Raw genomic sequence first — 23,992 nt, forward strand, 5'->3', positions numbered from 1 at the left:
GGGCTTCATGAAAATCGCCTTCACAGCCCCCATGAAACCCCTGGACCATCCGGTTCCCTCCGGCGACCGGACCATGGGGCGGCTGATCGTCAAGGCCTTGGAAGTGGCAGGCCATGACATGAGCATCGCAAGCACCTTTCGGTCCTGGCGCAAGGAAGGCAGCCGCGAAATCCAGCAAGAGGTTGAGCGAGACGCATTGAAAGAAGCGGACCGCATTGCGGATGACTGGTCTCGGCAATGCTATAGACCGGATGTCTTTTTGACCTATCATCTTTATCACAAGGCACCGGACTGGATTGGCCCCGCACTGTGCGAGCGGCTTGATCTGCCCTATGCCGTTGTCGAAGCCAGCCGGGCACCCAAACGTCAGACCGGAAACTGGGCTTACGGATTTGCGGCTGCCGATAATGCTCTCAAGCGCGCCGACGCCGTCGCTGCGATCCACAATGCGGATGCTGAGTGTCTTAGAGCCGTCGTTCCCGAATCCCACCTGGAAGTCCTTCTCCCCTTCCTTGATGCTGCCCCCTTTCAAAAGGCCGCGGCAGTGACACGAAAGGCTCCGGCGTCAACGCCCCTGAAACTGCTGACGGTTGCCATGATGCGCGAAGGCGACAAAATGCGGTCCTATGAAGTGCTGGCCGCAGCACTGGACCGCCTGGCCGATTTGCCATGGCACCTGACGATTGTCGGCGACGGTCCGGCGAGAGAGCATGTGCTCAAACTCTTCCCGGCGCGCAAAATGACATGGGCCGGTGCCGCCGAGCCAGAACAGTTGCCAGATTTCTACGCTCAGTCTGATCTTTTGGTCTGGCCGGCCATTCGCGAAGCCTTCGGCCTTGTTTTCCTGGAAGCCCAGGCCAGCGGAACTGGCGTGATTGCAGGCAACACGTTCGGGGTACCTGATATCGTTCGAGACAGTGAGACAGGTCTGCTCTCAGCGGAAGGAGATGCGGAGGCCTTTGCCGCCAGTCTTGCCAGAGTGATCGAGGATCCTGCCCTCGCAGACAGGATGGGACACGCAGCAGGCGCCCATATTCAAAAACATCATACACTGGCAGCTGGAGGTACTCGGCTCGAGGGCCTGCTACAGACGGCGATCCGGAATCATGCTCACGGACAAAAAGGCCCGGCACATTGACGTTCAAGGCCTTCATTCATGTGCAGCACCTTCTTGGCACAGGCCATGTGGTCAGGGCTGCAAAGATCGGCAAGGCCCTTGCGGCGCGCGGAGCCCACGTCACCCTGGCAAGCGGAAACAGGATCCCGCCGACTTTGGATGTCACTGGTCTCACGGTCATCGAACTGCCTGCATGCAAAAGCCCGGACGCGACCTTCAAGCGGCTTGTGACTCTGGAGGGGCAAGATATTGACGACACGTGGAAATCGGCTCGTGTTAAAGCATCGATTCAAGCGTTCGAGTCAGACGATTTCGATATTTTGCTGACCGAAACCTATCCTTTCGGCCGCCGCCAGCTCGACTTTGAACTGACACCGCTTTTAACCCGCGCAAAAGAAAGAGACCGGGCACCTGTGATTGCAACATCTATCCGGGACATTCTCGTGCGCAAGAAGGAGCTCTGGAAAGAAAAGTGGATGGCTGACCAGGCGCTCAAATATTACGATCGCGTTCTCATTCATGCAGATCCAGATTTCATAACGCTCGCCGACAGCTTTCCGTTTGCTGCAGAAGTGGAGCATCTGGTTCGCTACACCGGGTATGTCGGCGGCGACGAACGCACCGCGCCGGAAACTGCGGACGGAAACGACGAGGTCATCGTTTCATGCGGTGGAGGCGCGGTCGCGGAAGCCCTGCTTTCAGCGGCGCTCGAGGCAAGACCCCTCAGCCGGCGTGCGGAAGACACCGCCTGGCGCGTTCTGATAGGCCACGATGTTTCGCAAGACGCCTTTGCGATCTACGAGAAAAGTGCGCCCGAAGGCGTGATTGTCCAGCGGGCACGAAAGGACTTTCCTGACCTTTTGAAACGGGCTCGACTTTCAATCAGCCAGGCTGGCTACAATACCGTCCTCGACGTTCTCGTTGCCGGTGTTCCGGCTGTATTCGCGCCGTTTGCGCAGGAAAACGAAACAGAACAGACTCAGCGCGCACAAGCGCTCGCGCGGCATGGCCGTGCCATCGTCGCACCCGAAGCCGGCCTGACACCCGAGCGCCTCGCGGCGGCGGTCGACGACGCACTTGCCCTCCCCCGCAGCCATCACCATGTGCAGCTCGGCGGCGCTACAAATAGCGCCGATATCCTGATGCGCGATATGGAAGCCAGAAGCTCATGACGCCCGAGCGGAAACGATTCAAGGACGAACTTGTCCGGCATCTCGACTGGTTCGCCGCGCGCGGCCGGAAGGTGAGCTTCTGGTGGCGAGACGATGATGCAATCGAACCGACGCCGGCACTCGATCGCATGCTGAAGATCGCCAACGAACACGAGATCGACCTTGCCCTGGCAGTTATCCCGAAGGATGCAACGGATGCGCTCGCCGAGCGTCTTTTGAACGAGCCGCACGCCTTTGTTTTGCAACATGGCTGGCAGCACAAAAATTTTCAGTTGAAGGAAAAGCGTGAAAAGGCGGCCGAGCTCGGATCAAGACGCGACCCGGACGAACTGATGGCGCAGCTCTCAGAGGGAAAAGCGCGGCTTCAAACCCTTTTCGGCGAGAGGTTCATTCCTGCAATCGTGCCCCCCTGGAACAGGATTGATCCGGATATCTCACGGCGTTTGCCAGGCATCGGTCTGCCGGGACTGTCGACATTCACCTTTCACAATTTCCCTCATGATCATCAGGTTCAGTCGCATATCGACATTTTGAAATGGAAAAAGCAGGTGCGCTTCATCGGCTGGGAAAGTGCACGCCTTCGTTTCGATCTGCAGCTATGCCGTCGCAGGAACACCGGCAATGAACCGGTCGGTCTGCTGACGCATCATCTGGCGCATGACGAAGCCAGTTTTGAATTTCTGGACGAGTTCCTTTCAATCGCTACAGATCATGAAGGTGCCGCATGGCCGGCGGTGAAAGGGTTGTTCGCTTAAGGAAATCCCGGCTGCGCACCGTTTCGAGTCACTTCATCTTTGATGATGACCTTGCCGTATCTTCCCGCGTTTGACTTTCCGGCAAGACATTTCCCCGCAAAGAGACGTCCCCGGCTCGACCGGGAATGACGGAGCGACGGCCGGCGCTGGTTTTGGCCAAAGCATGCGCTCGCACCTCAGGTACAGAGAAACTGGCAGGACGTCTTACCTTGGGAGCGTTCGACACAACGAAGGGGTTGTGGTTACTGGGTTCCTGCCTTCGCAGGAATGACAAGTGAGAACACAACGTCCGCAGATTAGAAGCCGTCTTACACCGATTGTCATCCACGGCTTGACCGGCGATGACGAGGCAACAATCGGCGCTGGTTTTGGCCAAAGCAAGCGATCGCACCTCAGGTACAGAAAAACCGGCGGGAAGCCTTACCTCAGGGGTCTTCGAAACTTCGAAGGGTCTGTGGTTACTGGGTTCCTGCTTTCGCAGGAATGACAACTGAGAATACAACGGCCGCAGATTAGAAGCAGTTTGACACCGATTGTCATCCCGGCCAAGCGCAGCGCGAGCCGGGACCCAGTATGGCGCCGACTGCCGGTTCCAGGCACCGGGTCGAAGCACGGCGAATTCCAGACTGTCATCCTGATCCAGAAGGCGGCTGGTGGAAACATGTGAGCAACCGGCGCTGGTTTTGGCCAACGCAAGCGCTCGCACCTCAAGTACAGAGAAACCGGCAGGAAGCCTTACCTTGGGGCCTTCGACACATCGAAGGGGCTGTGTTTACTGGGTTCCTGCCTTCGCAGGAATGACAAGTGAGAACACAGCGGCCTCAGATTAGAAGCCGTTTTACACCGATTATCATCCTGGCCAAGCGCAGCGCGAGCCGGGACCCAGTATGCCGCGGGCTGCCGGTTCCCGGCACAGGGTCGAAGCTTGGCGACTTCCAGACAGTTGTCCGGATCCAGAAGGCGGCTGGCGGAAACACATCAGCAACAGGCGCTTGTTTTGGCCGAAGCAAGCGTTCGTACCTCGGCTAAGGAAACACCAGCAGGAAGCCCTACCTTGGGAGCGTTCGACACAACGAAGGGGTTGTGGTTACTGGGTTCCTGCCTTCGCAGGAATGACAAGCGAGAACACTACGGCCGCAGATTAGAAGCGGTTTTACACCGGTTGTCATCCCGGCCAAGCGCAGCGCGAGCCGGGACCCGGTATGCCGCCGACTGCCGGTTCCAGGCACGGGGTCGAAGCACGGCGACTTCCAGACAGTCGTCAGGATCCAGAAAGCGGCTGGCGGAAACTCATCAGCAACAGGCGAAAGGTTACTCCGCCGCCGAGACATTCTCCCGCAACGCACTGGCATATTGCTTTCGCAATAGCGCCAGTTTCGGATCGATGTAGGTCTTGCAGAACGGCCGGTCGGGACCGGAGGCGTAGTAGTTGCGGAAACGTTTGTCCGAAGATTTGAAGTCAGCGAGCGTTAGCACCTTGGTAACAAGCGGATCATCGAATTCCCGCTGCAACGTGCGCAAAATCCGGCCGGCCTTAACCCCTGTTCCCGCATCGTAGACATAGACGGCGGACCGGTACTTGCCGCGCATCTTGTGATGAGATGTGCTGGAATGGGTGCGCAGATGGATCTCGATCAGGCCTTCGAGCGGTATGGCAACCGGATCGAATGTCACAAGCACGGCTTCCGACCATCCGTTGTCGGGCGGGTCGGACCGAATGAAGCCCTGCTCCACTCTCGAAACGCCGGCAATTGCCTGAAAAACGGCTTCCGTACACCAGTGGCATCCGCCGCCCAGCCCGATCTTCACCTCTGCCTCCAAAGTCATTCGTTCTTTTCCACTCTGCCAAAGATTGCCGTTGTGGCAAAATGCCGTCTCGAAGATTCCCCCAGAGCAGATTCACTCAAATTTCAGTACCTTGTCTCTTGGCGTAAAAACGTCTGCGCACTAGGATCGTTCCCACCCGCCTCCAATGGAGCCCCCATGTCCCACGACCATGATCACGATCATTCAGAGTTGTCAGACGTCGAATTGCGCGTACGGGCACTCGAAACACTGTTGACCGACAAAGGATATATAGATCCTCCCGCGCTGGACGCACTGATTGAGACCTACGAAACAAAGGTCGGACCCAAAAACGGTGCCATGGTGGTGGCAAAGGCCTGGACCGATCCCGAATACCATGCGCGGCTGATGAGCGATGCAACGGCTGCGATCGCCGAACTCGGTTTCGTCGGGCGGCAGGGCGAGCATATGGTTGCGGTGGAAAATACACCCGGCACCCATAACATGGTCGTTTGCACACTTTGCTCTTGCTATCCATGGACCGTTCTCGGCCTGCCGCCTGTCTGGTACAAATCCGCACCCTACCGCTCGCGCGCGGTGCGCGACCCACGCGGTGTCCTTTCAGAATTCGGGGTGACGCTGTCTGACGAGACCGAAATCAAGGTCTGGGACTCCACTGCTGAAGTCCGCTACCTGGTCGTGCCACAAAGACCCGCAGGAACCGAGGGGTGGGATGAAGCTCAGCTGGCAGCGCTTGTCTCACGCGACAGCATGATCGGGACCGGGCTTGCGCTCGCGCCATCGGAACGGGAGAGCGCGGCATGAACGGAGCGCAGGATCTTGGCGGCCAAATGGGATTCGGGCCGATCGAACTTGAAGAAAACGAACCGAACTTTCATGCCAAATGGGAAGAGCGTGCCTTCGCGCTGACACTTGCCATGGGCGCGACCGGAACGTGGAATATCGACACATCCCGTTTCGCGCGTGAGTCGCTGCCACCTCCAGTCTACCTCTCCTCCAGCTATTACAAGATCTGGACGCTCGGACTTGAAAACCTGCTTGTTAATCATGGTCTTGTAAGTGAGGAGGAGCTGCGGACCGGTGTATCTGTTACGCCTGCAAAACCACTGAACCGGGTCGTGAAAGCGGATGAAGTCGCCGGTATTCTCGCAAAGGGCGGCCCAGTCGACCGACCGCAGCAGCAGCCTGCCCGCTTCAAGGTGGGCGACAGGATCCGCACAAAACGCATGAACCCTGAACATCATACGCGTCTTCCCCGCTATGCCCGCGACACGCCGGGCACAATTGAAACCGTTCACGGTGTTCATGTCTTTCCGGACACGAATTCACGAAAGCTGGGCGAGCAACCGACCTGGCTCTATGGGGTCGTCTTCAAGGGAACAGATATTTGGGGCGATGACAGCGATCCCAAATTGACCGTTCGTCTCGATCTTTGGGAGCCGTATCTTGACCTTGCCTGACGCCGTCACGTCAATGCCCAGACTGCCGCTTGACCAGGACGGCGAGCCGGTATTCTCAGCCCCATGGGAAGCACGCGTTTTCGCCATGACAGTTCAGGCACACGAAGCCGGTGTTTTCGAATGGCGGGAATGGGCAGACCAGCTGGGAGCGGAACTTGCGAAAGACGGGGATGGCCGAAATGTCTCGCTCAGCTATTACGACCACTGGCTCAGCGCATTTGAGAAGATCCTGAAGGAAAAGGGCGTTGCCGGTGCCGACCAGCTGGCAGGCCTGAAAGAGGCGTGGGACGAGGCAGCGCGTGCGACGCCCCACGGACAGCCCATCGAGTTGAAAAGATGAGCGCCTTCAGATGAAGCTCAAGGTCCCCCCGCCCCTTATCCTGGTTGTTGCCGTGGTGTTCACATTCGCTGCAGCATCCTGGTTTCCGGGGCTGACTTTCGAGTTTCCCGGACAATTCGTACTGGCGGCGATCCTGTTCTTCCTCGGCCTCGTGCCCGATATCCTGGCGCTTTTGACGTTTGTCCGCCGGAAAACCACGGTCAATCCGATGGCGCCGGAGGAAACGAGTGCTCTCGTCACCGATGGAATTTACAGGATCAGCCGTAACCCCATGTATCTGGGGCTCCTCTTTCTTCTGATCGCAGCCTCGCTTTATTTCAGCAGCTTCGTGTCAATCCTGATCATTCCCGCCTTTATAGCCTACCTCACGGAATTCCAGATCAAACCGGAAGAAGAGATCCTTAGGGAGAAATTCGGCGAGCCTTACGAAAACTACCTCAGAAAAGTGCGCCGCTGGGTATGACGTTCAGTGCCTCACGCACCGAGATAGAGGCCGCTCCGTGCCTTAAAAGCGTCAGCTGTAAAACGCAGGAAAGCGCGAATGCGGGCGACATTTTTAAGGTCGGGATGAGTCAGAACCCAGATGTCGAGATATCTTGAGGGCTCCATGCCCGGGATCCGGACCAGATCAGGATCCGGATCGCCGAGGAAACAGGGCAAACGCCCGACACCCATCCCGGCTTTCACCGCGGCCAGAAGCGCAATCATGTCGTCCGCAACCAGGCTAATGAACGCCGATGGATAGCGTGAGCGGATGTCCTTGGGAACACCCTGCCCCCACCATTTGAAGGTCACGCAGGGCAGCGGTGCACTGGCGTGGCTGGTCTCCAGAATGTCGCGGTGTTTGCGGGCAAAATCTCGGGACATGTAGTAACAACGGTTCTGGCCGGTTGCCAGACGGCCGAACAGCGTTTCACCGGGATTGTCCGTCACCCTGACCGCGATATCCGCCTCGCGGCGGTGCAGACTGAGCTTCTCGTTGGCCGCGATCATCTGCAATTCTATCCGGGGATGGCGCTCGGCGAATTGCTGCATGATCTCGGCAAGTTGTACCTGGAACAGCAGCTGAGCTGCCGTTATCCGCAGCGGGCCCTCCAGTTCGGCATCCTGAGCGGTGATGCGCGTGTCGAGGGCCAACACTTCGGCCTCCATGCGCTTTGCGGCAGCAACGGCTTCTGCACCGGCGGCAGTCGGCACAAAGCCTTCCGGCAGGCGTTCGAAAAGCCGCGTCGCCATCCGCTCTTCGAGTGCGGCGAGACGGCGCGACACGGTAGAGTGCGTGACACCAAGCCCTTTTGCTGCCTTCGTGACGTTACCGGCATTCGCGATAGCCAGCACGAATTTCAGATCGTCCCAGTTCTCCATTCAGATATCAATCGCAGCTAAACCAAAAGAATCCAATATCTTTTTCCGTTGGTGCATTTTTGCACACCCATGTTCTAAAATTGAACATTTTTTCGCAGCCACCTCTCGGGTTAGCGTGCGAACATCTCAAACGCAAGGAGACGACCCATGCCCGTACAAGCACTTGCCATGATAACAGTCACTGACAAAGAGACGCTTGGCGCTTATCGAGAAAAAGCCGCGGAGGCTCTTGCCAAGCATGGCGGCAGCGTCGTGGCGGCCGACCCGGAAGTCACAGTTCTCGAAGCAGCAGGCGATACGCCGAACATTGCCGCCCTTCTGTCGTTTCCGAGTGTCGATGCTGCAAAGGCCTGGCGCGAAGACCCGGATCTTGCAGACATTCATGCACTCAGAAACAAGGGAGGTAAATCGACGATTGTCGTGTTGCCGGGCTAACCTCCGGCCAATCGAAACTCCTGACCAAAAATCCTCAAATGATGGCGTACCAGGCTCAAGGAGCCTTGTGCGCCTCATTCATTTTCAAGTTTCTTATTGTTATTTTTAACAATAACGTACAGGAGGCATCGGTTGAAAAGGTTGATAAATAAGTATTCCTAATTGAGCCAATAAGAATTACTGATTGTACGATTTTGAAACGCTCAACTTAAACTTACACCGTGCTTCACGGAATATTTTTGAATGAAGCATGCATTTTGATAGCTGATTTTTTTGGAGAATTGATATGGACAGACGCCAGTGGTCCCATAACATGCGTGTAGCTGCCGCCGAACGGGCAAGAGCACACGAACATCCCTCCCACAAAGCCAACGGTGATGAACAGAAGTTTGCCACCGCCAACTACGCCATGTCCTTCACTAAAGGTCTGGAACACGACTGCAACACCGGCCTTGTAGAACAGCCCGAACATTTCGAAGCCTTCAGAACCGCGATTGACAAGGGCGAAATCGCCGCGTTTCAGGATGGGTCCGTGCCACCGGCAAAGCAGAAAGAGCGGCAGTGGGAAGCACCGACGGCCGGTGTCGTCGGCGATCTGGAAGGACCGGACGCCCAGGCCGTAACGATGCCGCCGGCCCCACCGCTCGGTTCGGACGAACTCGCTTACGAGATGGCCGAAGTATATGAGCTGGCGCTTCTGCGCGACCAAGCCTTGACGGACTTTGAAGGCAAGCGCAAAACCGGAGCGAATGCAACGGACGTTGATAAAAGCCTGGATCGACTGAACGCACTTCAATATACGGCCGACGGTTTTTCGGGACGCCCGAGGAAACATGGCGGCAAGCACATCACACCGCAGCAGGCATTTCGCGGTTCTTCACCAGGCGTGGAAAATGGCCCCTACCTTTCGCAATTCATGCTGATCGGCAATCATTCCCCGGGCAAACCAGCCGAAGTCAAGAACGGTGAGATCACGTACGGTCCGCAAAAGATCAGCCAGAAGGTTCCAGCTGCCCAAACAGGACCAACCGGCGATTTCATGACGGAGTGGAATGACTGGCTCACGGTCCAGAACGGTGCCGACACGCGTAACAACAGCGTGTTGTTCCCCGCGGGCAAAGGTTGGAAATTTATCGCTACGCCGCGCGACCTTGCCACTTATGTGCACGACGATGCGCTTTATCAAGCTTACCTCAATGCCTGTCTGATCCTGCTCGGAATGCGTGCTTCCTTCGACCCGGCTTTCGACGCTCTTTCAGGACACGGCCAGCAGGCAAAAGGCGCGAATTGGGAAGCCGGTGGCTTTGCACTTTACGGCGGCCCACACATTCTAACGCTGGTCACTGAAGTTGCGACCCGGGCTCTGAAGGCGGTCCGGTTCCAGAAATTCAACAACCATATTCGCCTGCGCCCTGAAGCCCTGGCTGCGCGGATCGAAAAAGCCGCCGACATAGACAATGGTTATTTCTACGGTGAAAAGGTATTCCGGGGCCTGGAGCACAGCATTATCGATACCGTGAAAGCGATCAGAAGCGGAAATGCGAGTGGAAGCGCATTGCTGCCTATGGCCTTTCAGGAAGGCTCGCCAATGCACCCGGCCTATGGTGCTGGCCATGCGACTGTTGCCGGAGCCTGCGTGACCGTTCTCAAAGCGTATTTCGATACCTCTGCCGTTCTGGTCCATCGCAAGCAGAAAAACGGTGACGGCAAGGCAGACAATGAAATCGCGTTTCGCCGCCCCCTGAAGAAAGACGCCAAGACGGGCAAGCATACCTTGTCAGCCGATGACATGCCTGTTGCCTTTGTACCCAAGGACGCAAGCGGCAATCAGCTGGTCGAATCCAAAAACCAGAAGAGTTTCCTCACCCTCGAGGGCGAACTCAACAAACTCGCCGCCAACATCTCGATCGGGCGCAATATGGGCGGTGTGCACTACTTCTCCGACTATTACGACAGCCTGCGCATGGGCGAGGAAATCGCCATCCGGATGCTTGAGGAGCAAGCCCTTTGCTACTCCACCGACCCGTTCGTCATGAGCGTTCCAACGTTCGACGGCGACGTGGTGCGGATCGGAGCCCGCTAGGCATAACCAGCGGAGCGGCACAGCTTCCTGCCGCTTCGCGTCGTCTGGTTTGCCGGCGGCGCGAACGCGGTGGGCGTTGCAAAAAAGTGTGTAAGCTGCCCCTTTATATTGTGAACGCTTCGCTTAAGGTGGCGCGACCGCAGCGATTGGCGGCGACTGGATTGTTGGTGTTATCAAGGACGTTTAAAGCATGAGGGTGTTCACTGACGAACAAGAGGCAATGCGACCCTCGAAAACAACAAATCAAAGACAAAGAAAGAAACTTGACTATCAGTGAAGAAAAGGGGTGCAAACATCCCGAAAAAGAAATCAGAGCCGTCCACGACGAGAAGACGATACGCGTTTATCAGGCCTATTCGGACGAAATTGCAAACTCTGCCGTTAAGCATCACACATTCGTTTCTCCGCCCTTTAAGTTAACACGAATGACCTGGATAAAGCCGTCCTTTCTATGGATGATGTATAGAGCTGGGTGGAGCTACAAAGACAAGAATCAGAAAAGAATTCTGGCCATTGATATCACCAGAGAAGGCTTCCAATGGGCCTTGCAGAATAGCTGCTTAAGCAGCCATCATGGCGGCACGCAAGCAGCTGAAGACTGGCAGACCGTGAAGGAACACTCCCCAGTCAGGATTCAGTGGGACCCTGAACGTGATATTTATTTGAACAGACTGGACTATCGATCCATTCAGATCGGGCTTAGTGGCGAGGCTGTTGAACGCTATTGCCGAGACTGGATCGATAGCATTACCGACATCACCGAACTGGCAAGGCAGATCAAAGCGGACGTCGACGCAAAAAATCTCGATGCTGCGCGTGCACTGCTGCCACGCGAAGAAAGTTTTCAAATTCCAAGTGGTCTAGCCTTGAGAATTGGGCTTACCAAGGCCTGATTTTTAGGTACTAAAACAAAAAACACACCAGGAATGAGCTGTTGAATAAACAGTTCCTCGCATTTGTCATCCCTACGAAGGCAGGGATCCAGTGCCCCGCGATCCCGGCTGAAGGAAAAAAAATCAACGCACGGAATACTGGTTCCCGGCTCGCGCTGCGCTTGGCCGGGATGACAAATCGTTTGCTTTGGCTAGTTAGATGTCAAAGATACCTAATTATGAGGCTTCACAAGCCGCATGCGCCAGGTGACGCCTTTCTTGTCCGAAACGAGACGGTAATCGTCCAGGACTTCCCATTTCGTTTCGTCGTCGGTTGCCGCCCAGAGGCTGTTGATCAGCTTGTTGGCGCCGCTTGTGGTTCATTATCTAAAAATATCTTTCGAACCAACTAGTTGCCTTCGGCGTTCACCGAGAGTTCCCGAAACAGTTTCAATCGTTGATAGGCATTGTCTTCATGGAGGAGAAGCTGAGTATCAAGGGTCACAAATCCTGCCATCTTGTCCAGGTTTGCAAATTGAAACTCCACCAATAAATCAGTCTCTTGAATTGCATTGGCGACAATCAAATACTCAAAACCGGGAATAATCATCACACCGCAAGTTGCCATACCGGGAAAGTAAGCCAACGGCTTATTCGCGAACTGTTTTCCCTTCAACACTTCTATTGGTCGAAAGAAAACTCTGGAAATTCCTTCCGGTTCGGCAGCTTTCTGTGTCTCTGGCAAAGTTGCAATCTGATCCTGCTTCAGATCGTCTTTTGTCCCAAGGTAGTCCGCCCGCTCAACCCGCGCTCGAGCAATAAAAGTCGCGTCAGCGAATATTTGCTTCGGCCCTGGAGGGTCTATTCTGTCGCATGCCAGCGCTGGGAGCGACATCAAGGCGCACAAGCTTCCCAGAAGCAAACGTATCATTCAACCTGCCCATGTTTTTCGATGGTGAAGTCTCTTCCTCGAATGGAGCGGATTTTGGACACTGTACGAAAAGAGGGCAGGTCAGAGCGGCTTCACAAGCCGCATGCGCCAGGTGACGCCTTTCTTGTCCGAAACGAGACGGTAATCGTCCAGGACTTCCCATTTCACTTCGTCGTCGGTTGCCGCCCAGAGGCTGTTGATCAGCTTGTTGGCGCCGGACTCAGGCCGCTTCGGGGAGTACATGGACAATGCGATAACCCCATCCTTCTTCAGGAAGGGCACGTAGCGGCTGACGACGGCGGACGGATCGTCGGCGAAGTGCAGCACTTCGTTGAACACGATGGCAGAGAATGTTTCGCCGTTCTGCGGCTCGAACGTGTGCATATCGCCGGCGCGCAGTGAAGCGATGGCCGGGTCGACATTGGCAATTTCAAGCGAAGCGGGTGACAGATCCATGCCGACATAGCGCTTGATGCCCATCGGTTTAAGCCGCTCATAGAGCAACCCTTCGCCGCAGCCGATATCGAGGACCTCATCCATGGAGCCGGTCAGCGACAGCCACATACCGATGATGCCGTAGCGGCCACTTTCGGGAAGTGAGCGCAGAAAGGCCCAGCGCCCGGCTTCGTATTCCTCATCCCAGCCTTCGGCAGTGGTGGCGTTCTTTGACATGACGGCTTCCTGACAGCAAAGGCGGGCCGAAGCGGCCCGCCGGATCAAATCGAATTTCAAGAGCTTCACTTATAGGGATCTGCCGCGTCGCGCAAACCGTCGCCAAGGAAATTGAACGCCAGTACCACGATTATGATCGGGATCACCGGCGCCATCAGCCAGGGGTAAACGGTGACGACGGAAATGTTCTGGGCTTCATTCAGAAGAACGCCCCAGGACACCGCCGGTCGTCGCAGACCAAGGTTCAGGAAGGAGAGCGCCGTTTCCCCCAGGATCATGGCCGGAATCGACAGGGTTGCCGAGGCAATGATGTGACTGGTGAAACCTGGCAGCAGGTGCCTGGTGATGACGCGTTTCGGCTTGGCACCCATTAAGACGGCCGCCTTGGCATATTCTTCTTCGCGCAGGGACAGGAGTTTTGATCGGACCGCGCGTGCCAGCCCCGGCCAGTCCAGCAAGCCGAGAATGATGGTCAGTCCGAAATAAATCCAAATCGGACTCCAGGTGACCGGCAAGGCCGCAGAAAGCGCCATCCAGAGCGGGAGTTCGGGCATTGAGCGAATGATTTCAATCATGCGCTGGATAATGCTGTCCAGGATGCCGCCAAAATAACCCGCAACACCGCCGAAGAAGAGGCCGAGAACGATCGAGATCGTGACACCGACGAGACCGACGGTGAGCGACAGACGCGCCCCGTAGACCAGACCGGAGAACTGGTCACGGCCAAGCCGGTCCGTTCCGATCAGGAACAGCGTACCACCTTCGGCCGCGCAGAACAGGTGGAAGTCGGCATCAAACAGACCCCAGAACTCGTAGGAGTCTCCGCGGCAGAAAAAGCGGATCGGCTGGACGTCATCGGTATTTTCCGTGAACACCCATTGCAGGGTCTCCATGTCGATCTCCGACGTCATGCCATAGACGAAGGGTCCGACAAACGAGCCTTCGTGAAAGAGATGCACCGACTGAGGCGGCGCAAACAGATGCAGGCTGTCGCGCGAATTGGGGCCGTAGGGTGCTATCACCTCGGCAAAGGGGACGCACAGGTAAAACAGGATCAACACGACACCGGACCAAACAGCAATCTTGTGGCGCTTGAACTTCCACCACATGATCTGCCACTGGGATGCCTGGTAAAACCGCTCCTGTTCTTCCGTCATTTCCTCCGTGACAGCAGGATTGAAAGGCGTCGGGTCGACGTAGTGTTCAACTTCACGAGCGGGCGTGCCGTCTTTCATGTCCATGCTCATGACGATGCCCTCCCACCGAGACGTATGCGTGGATCGAGAACAGCCAGCAGCAGGTCCGAAATCAGCATGCCGATCAGCGTCAGCACCGCAACAAACAGCAGGATAAAGCCTGAAAGAAACTGATCCTGCGACTGCAGCGCCGAGAGCAGGATCGGTCCGACAGTCGGCAGGCTCATGACCACCGAAACAATGACCGAGCCCGACACCATTGACGGGATCAGGTTACCGATGTCGGCGATGAATGGGTTGATTGCCATGCGCAGCGGATACTTGATCAGCAGTTGGTTTTCCTTCAAACCCTTCGCGCGGCCTGTGGTGACGTATTGCTTGTGCAGTTCATCCAGCAAATTGGCTCGAAGCCGGCGGATCATCGCTGCTGTGCCGGAAGTCCCGATAACGATCGTTGGAACGATCAGATGGGCAAGAACCGACATCGCCTTGTCAAAGCTCCAAGGCTGATCGATGTATTCAGGTGCCATCAGACCGCCGACTGACAGGCCAAACCATTGATTGAAAAAGTAAAGCAGGATCAGTGCAAGAAGGAAGTTCGGGGTCGCCAACCCGATATATCCAAGAAACGTGAATCCGTAGTCGCCCCAGGAATACTGTCGTGTCGCCGAATAGATCCCGATCGGAAACGAGACAACATACACGAAGAGAATGGTCGCGAAATTGAGTACGATCGTCAGCGGGAGGGTCGGGCCGACCACCTGTTCGACCGGTTTGTCGAACTCGAAGGACCAGCCCCAGTTTCCCTGAATGAGGCCATCAAACCCGTGCGGACCCTGCCATAGGCCTATCCAGATCAGGTAGCGTTCGAAAAAGGGACGGTCGAGCGAGAACTCCTTGCGCAGGAATTCAAGCTTGGCGACCGAGGACTGCTCTCCGGAAGATTTGAGAGCAGCGATCTGATTGGAAATATAGTCTCCGGCCGGAAGCTCAATGATGAAAAAGGTCAAAAGGCTGATCACCAACAAGGTTGGGACCATCATGAAAATCCGGCGAATAATATAATAGAGCACCTATACTCCCCTCACCCCGACGCGACCGCCGCAACACTCAAAAGCGCATCGCACGCGCACCTTCAAATGCCAACCTATTGGAGCTCCGCGACTTATCCGGCACATTCACCCGGTCGCCCGTCCCCATTAAACCCCATTCCGGTTGCGCCCGCGACGCAATCCAATCGAATAACACGACCCCGATTTTCCGCAAGCTCACCACGTCATGCCGTGTTCTGGCAAATCAACAAGTCCCGGTAAACGTTCGTGCGGCAAACCGATATGTGCCCGGACAAGACACTATTCGATTTGCCGCACGTCTTTGCGAAATTCTGCAAGCCGGTCTACTCGCTCAAATAGAACTCATCCATTCGATGAATGCCAAAATGAGCACCCGGATCCCAGCCATAAATGCCCTCAAGCGGAACATTCTTGACGTCCTTGATGACGACGGGCTGGCGGACACCTGAAACCAGACCGATATGGATGGTTTCCTCGGCGTGGATCTGAAGAATCTCCTCCCAGATCTTGGTGCGCTCTTCCGGTGTCTTTGACACAAGCCAGGACCGGTAGAGTTCCATCAGCCGCTCAGCGGGCGGCCAATCGGGTTTTTCACCGCCTTCGCCCTGGGTTTCGTAATAGTCACCCCATGAATGCCAGGACAGTTCATCTCCGCGAACCGGAACGTAGTCGGATGGTGGCATTTCCGAAGTGGGAATGCCGTTTTCAAAGCCCCACCAGACCGACATAAGAAGATCGCCCGCAATAGCGCGTTCGCGCATGTTGTCCCGCTGGCTTGGCTTTGCGAACAATTTGATGCCGATCTCGCCCCACATCTCACTGACCAGTTCGAGAGCATCTTCCTGAACCTGTGCCTCACCGGCGGTCTCGACGATGATCTCGAGCGGACGTCCGTCGGGCAGCAATCTGATACCGTCTTCGTCACGCTCAGTCAGACCGATCTCATCCAGAAGCGCATTCGCTTTTTCCGGATCGTAGTCTGCCCACTTGCTGGTGAATTCTGGCTTGTAAAGAGGACTTGCAGCCAGAACGGTATCGTTGCCGGGCGTGCCGAGACCGAAGAACAGCACACGATTGAGCAGAACGCGGTCAATACCGAGCGACAGCGCGTGCCGGAAACGCGAGTCGCGCAGGAGCTCGCGCCAGACCGGATCCTTCACTGTCAGGTTCGGCTTGATCGCGATCTCCGAGCCCTTCGCATTGGACCAAAGCGCCGTCACGTAGTCGTTCTGCTTCTCGCCTTTCTTCAGAACAGTAATGTCCGAGAAACTCAGGTTGCGCGCCTGAAGATTGCTTTCACCGGCTTGCGATTTCGCCGGAATAAGCTTGCCGTCGGCGACCGTCATGATGACTTGGTCAATGTAGGGCAGCTGCTGGCCCGTGCTGTCGACACGGTGATAGAAGGGATTTCGCTCCAGAACGAAGCGCAGGTCGCTGTCGTCCCTCTTGCGGACCCAGGGCTGCAATGTCGGCAATTCAACATTGCGGGCGTTGTACATGTCGTCTTTCTTGTTGTGCAGCGGTGCCCAGCTGCGCGCCTTTACCTTCTCAGCTTCCTTGGAAATGAAATCCGGATCACCGTAATTCTCATGAAACTGCCTCAGGTAATGCGAGGGCCGGTAGATGAACGGTGGCCTGGACTTTGCCAGCTCCGGCAGGAAAAGCGGGTTCGGGTCATCCCACGTGAAACGGACAGTCGTGTCGTCGATAACTTCGAATTTCGGCCCTTTACCATTTACGACAAGAAAGGGTGGCAAGCCGGACGGCGTCAGGTTTTCATTGCTGACAATGTCTTCGAAGTAGTAGCGGATATCTTCGGCGTCGAATGGATCTCCGTCGGACCATTTGTGGCCTTCACGCGTGTGCAGTGTGAATATCCGGCCATCTTCAACCTCGACATTGGCCAGAATATCGGGAACCAATTCGAGTTTATCGTTGTATCCCACCAGACGGGCATAGCCCCATACGTTGATCAGGCGAACATCTTTTGCGCGGCCGATCAGCGTGTCAAGCGAACCACCTTGCGTGCCGACCGTGCGTCCCTTTGCTTCCATGTCGACGACAAGCGGTTCGGCAGGCACGCGCTCGGCGACAGGTGGAAGCGACGCATCCAGTCCGGGCGTCTCCTTCAGTTCCAGTGCCGCCAGCGGCGACACGATCAAGGCCGCTGTAACAAACAGCCCCGTCCTCTTCCAGTCCATTAACTTCATGCTGCAGTCCCCTCTTGTGCCCCGGAATTCTTTAGTCCGGGTGCGCAAACAAAATGATCTGGTTCCATTTCTACCATCAGCGGTTCAACGCCGTCGGTTATTCGAAACGGCTCCGGCCAGATGTCCGGTTCGCTGGCTCTGTTGGCATCCAGCACTGCAAAGTCCAAAGGCGCTGACAGGTCCGGTTCCGGAACGGCGGACAACAACGCCTTGGTATACGGATGGAGCGGATTGCCAACGACTGTTCGTGTCTCTCCCAGTTCAACCATGCGTCCGCGGCACATCACTGCGATACGGTCCGCTACATAGTCTACCACTGCCAGGTTGTGGCTCACGAACAGATAGGTGAGATTCAAGTCACGCTTCAGATCCTGAAGCAGATTGAGGATCTGCGCCTGCACCGAAACATCGAGCGCCGACGTCGGTTCATCGCACAATATGAATTCGGGATTGAGCGCAAGCGCCCGCGCAATGCCGATACGCTGCCGCTGACCGCCGGAGAAAGAATGCGGGTAACGGCGCAGGAACCTCGGGTCCAATCCGACGAGATCCATGAGATTTCGCACACGTTCAGACCGCTCCTGCTGGGTTCCGATCCCATGAACGTCGAAGGGTTCAAGGAGCGTATCGTTGATTGTCATGCGAGGATTGAGCGAAGAAAACGGGTCCTGGAAAATGAGCTGCACCCGCCGCCGGTAGTCCATCAGGTCAGCGCCCTTCAGATCGGCGATATTTTCCAGACCCTTGCCGCGGTTATAGAGAACCTCGCCACCTTCCAGATCGAGTGCACGGAGGATGGCCTTTGCAGCGGTTGTCTTGCCGGACCCGGATTCGCCAACAAGACCAAGGCATTCGCCGCGCCTGATCGTCAGGCTAATGTTGTCCAGCGCGGTCATGGTCTTTGTCCGCGAACTGAGCAACGATCCCTTGCGCAGCGAAAACCTTTTGGTGACATTGCGCATTTCGACCAAGGGCTCGCCCGGGGCAACGTCGCAATGGGGCCGGTTCTTTGTCAGGTCTTCCGACTTCAGCTCAATCGGCCGAATTGGAACGAGGCGGTCATCCTTGTCCATGTGAAAACTCGGAACGGCGTTCAGCAGTGCTTTCAGATAGTCATGCTGGGGATTGGAAAAGAGTTGCTTGGCCGTGCCCTTTTCCATGATCCGGCCATGATAAATCACGGCGATCTCGTCCGCCATATTGGCCACGACGCCAAAATCATGCGTAATCATCAACACCGACATGCGAAGCTCGGACTGAACCTCGCGAATGAGTTTCAGGATTTCCGCCTGGATCGTGACGTCGAGCGCCGTTGTCGGCTCGTCGGCAATCAGGAGCGCCGGATGGCAGATCATCGCCATGGCAATCATTGCGCGCTGGCGAAGTCCGCCGGACAGTTCAAAAGGATAGGTATCGAGTGCGCGCTGGGGATCGGGAAACTGTACCAGACGCAGCATTTCCTGCGTCAACTCCCGCGCTTCAGCGCCTGAAACATCGCGGTGAAGCAGCGCTGCTTCGCCGATCTGGTCGCCGATCGTGTGCAGCGGCGAAAGCGATGTCATGGGCTCTTGAAAAATAATCGCAACGCGGTTGCCGCGCAGGTGCCGCATCTGCGGCCCTTTCCGCTCCAGCGCCGCAATATCCACCGGCGGTTCGGCGCCCGTCGGGTCAGCCAGGATCACTTTTCCTGACGAGATGCTAGCGGCCTGGGGCAAAAGTCCCATGATCGTTTGGGAAATAACGGTCTTTCCGGAACCGGATTCGCCGACCAGCGCAACCGTCCGATTCTCAGGAACGACAAAGGAAACGTCGTCAACGGCGCGCACACGGCCTTCCGCCGTATTAAAATCAACCGTCAGTCCCTCGATCGAGAGAACATTCACCGCGTATTTCCTCCCCGGCAAGGATTGTCTGCGTGAGACTTACTAAGCCTTTTTTGCAGCACCAAGACAACCAAATTCGCCGATGGATAGCAATGCAGAAATCTGCAGATATTTGCTGTGACCTGTATCACAACGATCAGAATCTGGTCTTTTTTTCAGAATCTTGTGTCAATCCGGCAAAAGCGAGGCCGTTATACCTTCGCTACTCTGCAGCTGATACAGGAAGCTCTTGCGGCGAAGTCTCGCCGGTCGGTGCAAGGGGGTGAGGATCTATCCAGTAGACCTCCATCAAACCGCTGCGCCCACGCAGATGATGCGCACCAACGGGGCGCTTGTGCTCCTCGCCCGGCAGCCTGGAGACCGTATCGGCACTTGCAAGGATGGTGACTTCCGGCTCGCCTTCCACTTCCTTGCCAAGTGTCTGAAGCCTTTCCGCTGCGTTCACGGTATCGCCGACGACCGTATAGTTCCAACGGTCAAGCGCCCCGACATTGCCGACGACGGCAGGTCCAGAGTGTATCCCGATGCGCGTAAACATGACCGGCCGCCCATCGGCTCTGGCGTTGACATTGGACTCGTGCAGCGCGGCCGCGATCCGCCTGGCTGTTCTCACAGCCGCTTCGGCATGATCGGGCCGCTCATCGGGAGCTCCCCAGAATGCAAGCATGCCGTCGCCGAGGAATTTGTCGACCGTGCCCCCTTCCGCCTCGACGGCTTCCACGAGAATGGCGAAGTGGTCATTCAACAGTCCCGCGGTTTCTTCCGCGCTCATGTGCTCTGAAAGGGCCGTGAAGCCGACAATGTCGGTGAAAAGGATCGTCAGGTCGGCTTCGCGCGCCTCGGCCGCCTGCCCGCCCCCTAGCCGCATCAGCTTAATGAACAAGGAACGGGGTACATAGGTGTTCATGGCCTTCAGGCCTTCAACCATGGAATTGAAGGCAAGAGCGACCTGATCGATTTCGGCAACACGGCTGCGCGGCATCGGCTCGACATCGTTCAACGACAGGCTGCCGACCCGCTCGGATTGTACAGCGAGATTGCGAAGCGGCCGCGCAACCCGGCGCCCCAGCCAGAACGCGATCAGGACCGAAATTACCAGCGCACCGAAACCGACGAACATCGACCCTGCAAGCCTGCGCACTTCCCTCGACACGGTCGCGCTCTGGTAATATTGCCCGATTGTCCATGGCTGATCGCTGAACCCGTCCAGCGCGGCTTTCATGATGATGTATTCATCATCATTCGCTTCGACAAAGGACACTTCGATACCGAGATCCGCGGCTTTCTGAAACTCGTCGATAGGCTGTTCGTCGACCATGGCGGCAAGTACCGGATCTCCGATGTTGTGCCAGGCGTCCGGTAAGTTCTCCTTGATGGAGCCTCCGGTCTGCAGTTCGCTCGCGTCCGAGTGCATTATGACGCGACCGCTGCCGTCGATAATGAAGATTGTGTTGGTGAAGCCTTCGTCCTGGGCTCTGACAATATGAGTCAGGTCCTTCATCGAAGTTGCCGCAGTCAGCGTACCAATCAGCTTATCATCTCTCACCAGCGGCACAGAAACATTCGCAAACAACCCCACTTCGTGCTCGACCAGCGGACCCCAGGTCGGCGCACTCGTGGGATTGAGCGAGGGAAGCTTCGTCGTGTTCATTCCAGGCGGTGGAACGTCCGCTTCGATGCGCCACAGCTTGCCATTGGGCGCCCGGTAAATACCGATGCGCCGTCCGTCGCTTGACGTCATCACGAGCGTCGTCACGTCACTGTTTGACTTGAGCGCTATCGACAGGTCTTCGAAAGTGCGTTCTCTGTCGTCCAGGCCGAGCGTTCCGTCGTCAAAATAAGGCTTCAGCCCGATTACAGCGTTCTGCACCGAAGCAAAATGGGTTCGGAGCTGTGCCTCCAGCGCGTTCGTGCTCAGGATCGTTTTGTCGTTGAGCAGTGAAAACGTGTTGCTGAAGTTCGCGCTCACGGACAGTCCAAGCACCAGGCCAATGGCGAGTGCAACAAACGCGCCGAACCCCAGGCCGACAATGGATGTCAGCGGGAGCTTGATCCGTCGATCGCCGCGCTTTCGTTCTGCCATCAGAGACAGGTCCCTTCATTGATCACAACAGCTTACCTGCCAGACCGTTTGCGTCAAATTAAGGCGAACGGCACGATCCGCAATCTTTTGAAGAAAGGCTCGACGAGCTCTTATGGCGTGAATTCACGCAAGGCCCGCTCCTGCAATAGCATGATGGTCTTTGCGTCACAGATAGCTCCTGAGCGGATCATCTTGAGCGCTTCCTTCAGTGGAACATGCATGACCTCGATGTCCTCGCCTTCGGTGACTTCACCTCCACCATCGCCGACCCTGTCCTTAAGATGGTAAGTTCCGGCGTAAAACGAAAGAAATTCCGTCACCGAGCCCGGGCTCATGTGGACGTCGAACAGATGCTCCAATGCGGAGACTTCGTAGCCGGTTTCCTCGATCAACTCAGAACGCATGCGGTCCTCAGGATTGGCCCCTTCGAGCAAACCAGCCGGTGTCTCAATCAGAAACGGGTCTTTGCCATTAAGGAGAACCGGCAACCGGAACTGACGCGTTAAAAGAACGCAGCCGGTCTCCGGGTTATAGAGAAGGCAGGTTACGCCGTTGCCCCGGTCGTAGGCTTCCCGGATCTGTTCCTGCCACGAACCGTCCTTGCGCAGGTATTCAAACCGGTATCGTGTCAGTTTGCCCCAATTGTCAGACAGGAGTGTCTGATCGATAAAGCGCAAATAATCGGTGTTCTGCATAATTATTGATATCCCAAATAAGACCACTCACGAATTCGTAGTCTTGGTGTCCGGCGGTGCAAGGCCAAGCTCTGCAAGAACCTCCTGCGTATGTGCCCCCAAAGACGGTGCGGCGCGATCAAGTGCCAAATCAGCGTTTCGAAAGGTTATCGGCGTGCGCACCGAAGAGACCGATCCGCCAGCAACTCCGTCTGCGGGCAGGTCAACCCTCATGCCCCTATGGGCGACCTGCGTGTCGTTGAAGACATCTTCGACGGAATTGATCGGTCCTGCAGGCACACCTTCCATCTCGAGTGCGGTCAAAAGATCGTCCCTTGCGCGCGCTACCGTTTCTTCACACAACACGGGAACAAGCTCGGACCGTGCGGCAACGCGCGCCGCATTGGTTGCGTATTTCGGTTGTTCTGCGAGTTCGGGACGCCCGAGAACCCCGCACAGCCTTTTGAACTGGCCATCATTGCCAACAGCGATGATCAGGTGACCGTCCTTTGCGGGGAAGACCTGATACGGCACGATATTGGGGTGTGCGTTGCCCAGCCGTTTCGGCGCGTTTCCGGATACGAAAAAATTGAGTGCCTGATTTGCCAGAACGGCCACCTGGGCGTCCAGGAGGGCCATATCGACCCATTCCCCGTCACCGGTTTCATCGCGCCGCCGCAACGCCGCCAGAATTCCGATGACACCGTACAGGCCGGTAAAGATATCCGCGAACGCAACGCCGATCTTCTGCGGTGCGCCGTCGGGGTTGCCGGTCAGGTCCATGATGCCGCCCATGCCCTGGATCATGAAGTCGTATCCGGCGCGATGCGCATAGGGACCCGTTTGACCAAACCCTGTAACCGAACAATAGATCAACTTTGGATTGACCTGCTTCAGGCTGTCGTAGTCCAGCCCATATTTCTCCAGGCCGCCGACCTTGAAGTTTTCAATCAGTACATCTGCGTCGGCAACCAGCCGGCGCACGATTTCCTGCCCCTCTTCTGTCCGGAAGTCGGCGACGACCGACCGTTTGCCGCGATTGCAGGAATGAAAATAGGCCGCATCACCTTCCTCGCCCGTCTCATCCTTGACGAAGGGAGGTCCCCATCCCCGCGTGTCGTCACCCTGGGGGCTTTCAACCTTGATCACGTCCGCACCCAGGTCAGCCAGAGTCTGTCCCGTCCAGGGGCCGGCGAGAATGCGTGCAAGCTCAACAACTTTTATGCCTTCAAGGGGCGCGGACATGGCTTTTCTTCCAAGATTTTGTTAGAGGCCGTCAGGCGTCGGACGTCTTGCAGTAGATGTGATAGCGGCCAGGATGAATTCCGTCCGGCTTTTCCATGATCTCGAAATTCGGCATTTCGAGCCTCAATGCGGTCAGCACGTAGCCGCCGACAGCCATGCGTTCGTTGATCAGCGGCTCCAGCCAATTGACGATCGCCAGATCGTTTGTGGGGTCTGCAGAGCCGATGTCGATATGCGCAAAAGACGCCTGAGCGCCAACCCGGGGGCCGCAAAACGCAAGCGTATCGCGAATGTCGCCAAGGATCATGTGATCAGCATCCGGCGCACAGCTCGGGTGGCAGTTCATGGCAAAGTCGAAAACGAAGATTTCCTTGTCCGGATAGATTTCGCGCAAATGATCGTAGGTGCGGCCGTTCCCCAATCCCAATTCCAAAACTGGACCCTCAACGGCGTTGACCTTGTCGACGAGATATTCCAGCAGAATTTTCTGCGAAGTCATGCGGCGGATAAAACTGTCCAGACGGCTCATTCAACATTTCCCTGTGACTCAAGACGCCCTTCACATAGTCAAAGGCTGGCACAAGGTCAAAACCTGCCTTGAGACCCCAGGGGCTGCCTAA

General features: G+C 56.4%; 22 protein-coding genes. 10 read left to right on the forward strand and 12 right to left on the reverse strand.

Going from position 1 to position 23,992, the window contains the following annotated elements:
- Window positions 1–7 precede the first annotated feature (7 nt).
- The 3 genes from Q0915_RS13490 to Q0915_RS13500 are packed head-to-tail and all read left to right on the forward strand — an operon-like array spanning window position 8 to window position 3,044.
- Window positions 8–1,138, forward strand: coding sequence for a glycosyltransferase family 4 protein (locus Q0915_RS13490; RefSeq protein WP_299472044.1), 1,131 nt, complete (start codon window positions 8–10; stop codon window positions 1,136–1,138).
- Window positions 1,135–2,289, forward strand: a complete 1,155-nt coding sequence (locus Q0915_RS13495) for a glycosyltransferase (protein ID WP_299472045.1) — start codon at window positions 1,135–1,137, stop codon at window positions 2,287–2,289. Before Q0915_RS13490 ends, Q0915_RS13495 begins: the two co-directional genes overlap by 4 nt.
- Entirely contained in the window at window positions 2,286–3,044 is a 759-nt protein-coding gene (locus Q0915_RS13500) for a polysaccharide deacetylase family protein (RefSeq protein ID WP_299472046.1), read from the forward strand. Before Q0915_RS13495 ends, Q0915_RS13500 begins: the two co-directional genes overlap by 4 nt.
- 1,311 nt (window positions 3,045–4,355) lie before the next feature.
- Here Q0915_RS13500 and Q0915_RS13505 read toward each other — a convergent pair.
- Window positions 4,356–4,871, reverse strand: a complete 516-nt coding sequence (locus Q0915_RS13505) for a peptide-methionine (S)-S-oxide reductase (RefSeq protein ID WP_299472047.1) — start codon at window positions 4,869–4,871, stop codon at window positions 4,356–4,358.
- A gap of 156 nt (window positions 4,872–5,027) precedes the next feature.
- Between Q0915_RS13505 and nthA the strand changes: the two genes are divergently transcribed.
- From nthA to Q0915_RS13525, 4 genes are read left to right on the forward strand one after another with little or no spacing between them, the layout of a single operon-like run.
- The gene (gene nthA, locus Q0915_RS13510; protein ID WP_299472048.1) at window positions 5,028–5,654 is read left to right on the forward strand and encodes a nitrile hydratase subunit alpha; all 627 of its coding nucleotides are present in this window, start codon (window positions 5,028–5,030) and stop codon (window positions 5,652–5,654) included.
- On the forward strand, window positions 5,651–6,310 hold the full coding sequence (gene nthB, locus Q0915_RS13515) for a nitrile hydratase subunit beta (protein ID WP_299472049.1): 660 nt from the start codon (window positions 5,651–5,653) through the stop codon (window positions 6,308–6,310). Before nthA ends, nthB begins: the two co-directional genes overlap by 4 nt.
- Window positions 6,297–6,650, forward strand: a complete 354-nt coding sequence (locus Q0915_RS13520; protein ID WP_299472050.1) for a nitrile hydratase accessory protein — start codon at window positions 6,297–6,299, stop codon at window positions 6,648–6,650. Before nthB ends, Q0915_RS13520 begins: the two co-directional genes overlap by 14 nt.
- 10 nt (window positions 6,651–6,660) lie before the next feature.
- Window positions 6,661–7,113, forward strand: a complete 453-nt coding sequence (locus Q0915_RS13525) for an isoprenylcysteine carboxylmethyltransferase family protein (RefSeq protein ID WP_299472051.1) — start codon at window positions 6,661–6,663, stop codon at window positions 7,111–7,113.
- An 11-nt stretch (window positions 7,114–7,124) separates the two neighbouring features.
- Here the strand turns inward: Q0915_RS13525 and Q0915_RS13530 are convergent, their stop codons facing one another.
- The gene (locus Q0915_RS13530) at window positions 7,125–8,015 is read right to left on the reverse strand and encodes a LysR family transcriptional regulator (RefSeq protein WP_299472052.1); all 891 of its coding nucleotides are present in this window, start codon (window positions 8,013–8,015) and stop codon (window positions 7,125–7,127) included.
- Between the two features lie 147 nt (window positions 8,016–8,162).
- Between Q0915_RS13530 and Q0915_RS13535 the strand changes: the two genes are divergently transcribed.
- The 3 genes from Q0915_RS13535 (at window position 8,163) to Q0915_RS13545 (ending at window position 11,426) form a co-directional block, all read left to right on the forward strand.
- Entirely contained in the window at window positions 8,163–8,450 is a 288-nt protein-coding gene (locus Q0915_RS13535; protein WP_299472053.1) for a DUF1330 domain-containing protein, read from the forward strand.
- A gap of 286 nt (window positions 8,451–8,736) precedes the next feature.
- On the forward strand, window positions 8,737–10,533 hold the full coding sequence (locus Q0915_RS13540; RefSeq protein WP_299472054.1) for a vanadium-dependent haloperoxidase: 1,797 nt from the start codon (window positions 8,737–8,739) through the stop codon (window positions 10,531–10,533).
- Window positions 10,534–10,796: 263 nt separating this feature from the next.
- Window positions 10,797–11,426, forward strand: coding sequence for a DUF4291 domain-containing protein (locus Q0915_RS13545; RefSeq protein ID WP_299472055.1), 630 nt, complete (start codon window positions 10,797–10,799; stop codon window positions 11,424–11,426).
- Between the two features lie 388 nt (window positions 11,427–11,814).
- Here the strand turns inward: Q0915_RS13545 and Q0915_RS13550 are convergent, their stop codons facing one another.
- From Q0915_RS13550 to Q0915_RS13595, 10 genes are all read right to left on the reverse strand, one after another.
- A complete protein-coding gene (locus Q0915_RS13550) occupies window positions 11,815–12,336 on the reverse strand; it encodes a hypothetical protein (protein WP_299472056.1) in 522 nt (173 codons plus the stop codon).
- Between the two features lie 81 nt (window positions 12,337–12,417).
- Window positions 12,418–13,008 (reverse strand): class I SAM-dependent methyltransferase, encoded by a 591-nt coding sequence (locus Q0915_RS13555; protein ID WP_299472057.1) that lies wholly within the window; start codon window positions 13,006–13,008, stop codon window positions 12,418–12,420.
- Window positions 13,009–13,073: 65 nt separating this feature from the next.
- Window positions 13,074–14,255: an ABC transporter permease gene (locus Q0915_RS13560; protein ID WP_299472058.1), complete on the reverse strand. Its 1,182-nt coding sequence runs from the start codon at window positions 14,253–14,255 to the stop codon at window positions 13,074–13,076.
- A complete protein-coding gene (locus tag Q0915_RS13565) occupies window positions 14,252–15,277 on the reverse strand; it encodes an ABC transporter permease (protein ID WP_299472059.1) in 1,026 nt (341 codons plus the stop codon). Before Q0915_RS13565 ends, Q0915_RS13560 begins: the two co-directional genes overlap by 4 nt.
- A gap of 323 nt (window positions 15,278–15,600) precedes the next feature.
- Window positions 15,601–17,478, reverse strand: a complete 1,878-nt coding sequence (locus Q0915_RS13570; protein WP_299472330.1) for an ABC transporter substrate-binding protein — start codon at window positions 17,476–17,478, stop codon at window positions 15,601–15,603.
- 5 nt (window positions 17,479–17,483) lie between these two features.
- Window positions 17,484–19,370, reverse strand: a complete 1,887-nt coding sequence (locus tag Q0915_RS13575; protein ID WP_299472060.1) for an ABC transporter ATP-binding protein — start codon at window positions 19,368–19,370, stop codon at window positions 17,484–17,486.
- A 202-nt stretch (window positions 19,371–19,572) separates the two neighbouring features.
- Window positions 19,573–21,453 carry an adenylate/guanylate cyclase domain-containing protein gene (locus Q0915_RS13580; protein ID WP_299472061.1) on the reverse strand — a complete coding sequence of 627 codons (1,881 nt, stop codon included), beginning with the start codon at window positions 21,451–21,453 and terminating at the stop codon, window positions 19,573–19,575.
- Between the two features lie 110 nt (window positions 21,454–21,563).
- A complete protein-coding gene (locus tag Q0915_RS13585) occupies window positions 21,564–22,148 on the reverse strand; it encodes an NUDIX domain-containing protein (RefSeq protein ID WP_299472062.1) in 585 nt (194 codons plus the stop codon).
- A 27-nt stretch (window positions 22,149–22,175) separates the two neighbouring features.
- Window positions 22,176–23,372 (reverse strand): CaiB/BaiF CoA-transferase family protein, encoded by a 1,197-nt coding sequence (locus Q0915_RS13590; RefSeq protein WP_299472063.1) that lies wholly within the window; start codon window positions 23,370–23,372, stop codon window positions 22,176–22,178.
- 31 nt (window positions 23,373–23,403) lie between these two features.
- Window positions 23,404–23,901, reverse strand: coding sequence for a class I SAM-dependent methyltransferase (locus Q0915_RS13595; protein WP_299472064.1), 498 nt, complete (start codon window positions 23,899–23,901; stop codon window positions 23,404–23,406).
- Between the last annotated feature and the right edge of the window lie 91 nt (window positions 23,902–23,992).

The organism is uncultured Roseibium sp. (genome assembly GCF_947494555.1).
Taxonomy (GTDB): domain Bacteria; phylum Pseudomonadota; class Alphaproteobacteria; order Rhizobiales; family Stappiaceae; genus Roseibium.

Excerpts from the sequence above, each read along its gene's own strand:
- Q0915_RS13490 (WP_299472044.1), top strand. The coding sequence starts at position 8 with ATGAAAATCGCCTTCACAGCCCCCATGAAACCCCTGGACCATCCGGTT.
- Q0915_RS13500 (WP_299472046.1), top strand. The coding sequence starts at position 2,286 with ATGACGCCCGAGCGGAAACGATTCAAGGACGAACTTGTCCGGCATCTC.
- Q0915_RS13505 (WP_299472047.1), bottom strand. The coding sequence starts at position 4,871 with ATGACTTTGGAGGCAGAGGTGAAGATCGGGCTGGGCGGCGGATGCCAC.
- nthA (WP_299472048.1), top strand. The coding sequence starts at position 5,028 with ATGTCCCACGACCATGATCACGATCATTCAGAGTTGTCAGACGTCGAA.
- nthB (WP_299472049.1), top strand. The coding sequence starts at position 5,651 with ATGAACGGAGCGCAGGATCTTGGCGGCCAAATGGGATTCGGGCCGATC.
- Q0915_RS13525 (WP_299472051.1), top strand. The coding sequence starts at position 6,661 with ATGAAGCTCAAGGTCCCCCCGCCCCTTATCCTGGTTGTTGCCGTGGTG.
- Q0915_RS13530 (WP_299472052.1), bottom strand. The coding sequence starts at position 8,015 with ATGGAGAACTGGGACGATCTGAAATTCGTGCTGGCTATCGCGAATGCC.
- Q0915_RS13535 (WP_299472053.1), top strand. The coding sequence starts at position 8,163 with ATGCCCGTACAAGCACTTGCCATGATAACAGTCACTGACAAAGAGACG.
- Q0915_RS13540 (WP_299472054.1), top strand. The coding sequence starts at position 8,737 with ATGGACAGACGCCAGTGGTCCCATAACATGCGTGTAGCTGCCGCCGAA.
- Q0915_RS13550 (WP_299472056.1), bottom strand. The coding sequence starts at position 12,336 with ATGATACGTTTGCTTCTGGGAAGCTTGTGCGCCTTGATGTCGCTCCCA.
- Q0915_RS13555 (WP_299472057.1), bottom strand. The coding sequence starts at position 13,008 with ATGTCAAAGAACGCCACCACTGCCGAAGGCTGGGATGAGGAATACGAA.
- Q0915_RS13560 (WP_299472058.1), bottom strand. The coding sequence starts at position 14,255 with ATGAGCATGGACATGAAAGACGGCACGCCCGCTCGTGAAGTTGAACAC.
- Q0915_RS13570 (WP_299472330.1), bottom strand. The coding sequence starts at position 17,478 with ATGGACTGGAAGAGGACGGGGCTGTTTGTTACAGCGGCCTTGATCGTG.
- Q0915_RS13580 (WP_299472061.1), bottom strand. The coding sequence starts at position 21,453 with ATGGCAGAACGAAAGCGCGGCGATCGACGGATCAAGCTCCCGCTGACA.
- Q0915_RS13585 (WP_299472062.1), bottom strand. The coding sequence starts at position 22,148 with ATGCAGAACACCGATTATTTGCGCTTTATCGATCAGACACTCCTGTCT.
- Q0915_RS13590 (WP_299472063.1), bottom strand. The coding sequence starts at position 23,372 with ATGTCCGCGCCCCTTGAAGGCATAAAAGTTGTTGAGCTTGCACGCATT.
- Q0915_RS13595 (WP_299472064.1), bottom strand. The coding sequence starts at position 23,901 with ATGAGCCGTCTGGACAGTTTTATCCGCCGCATGACTTCGCAGAAAATT.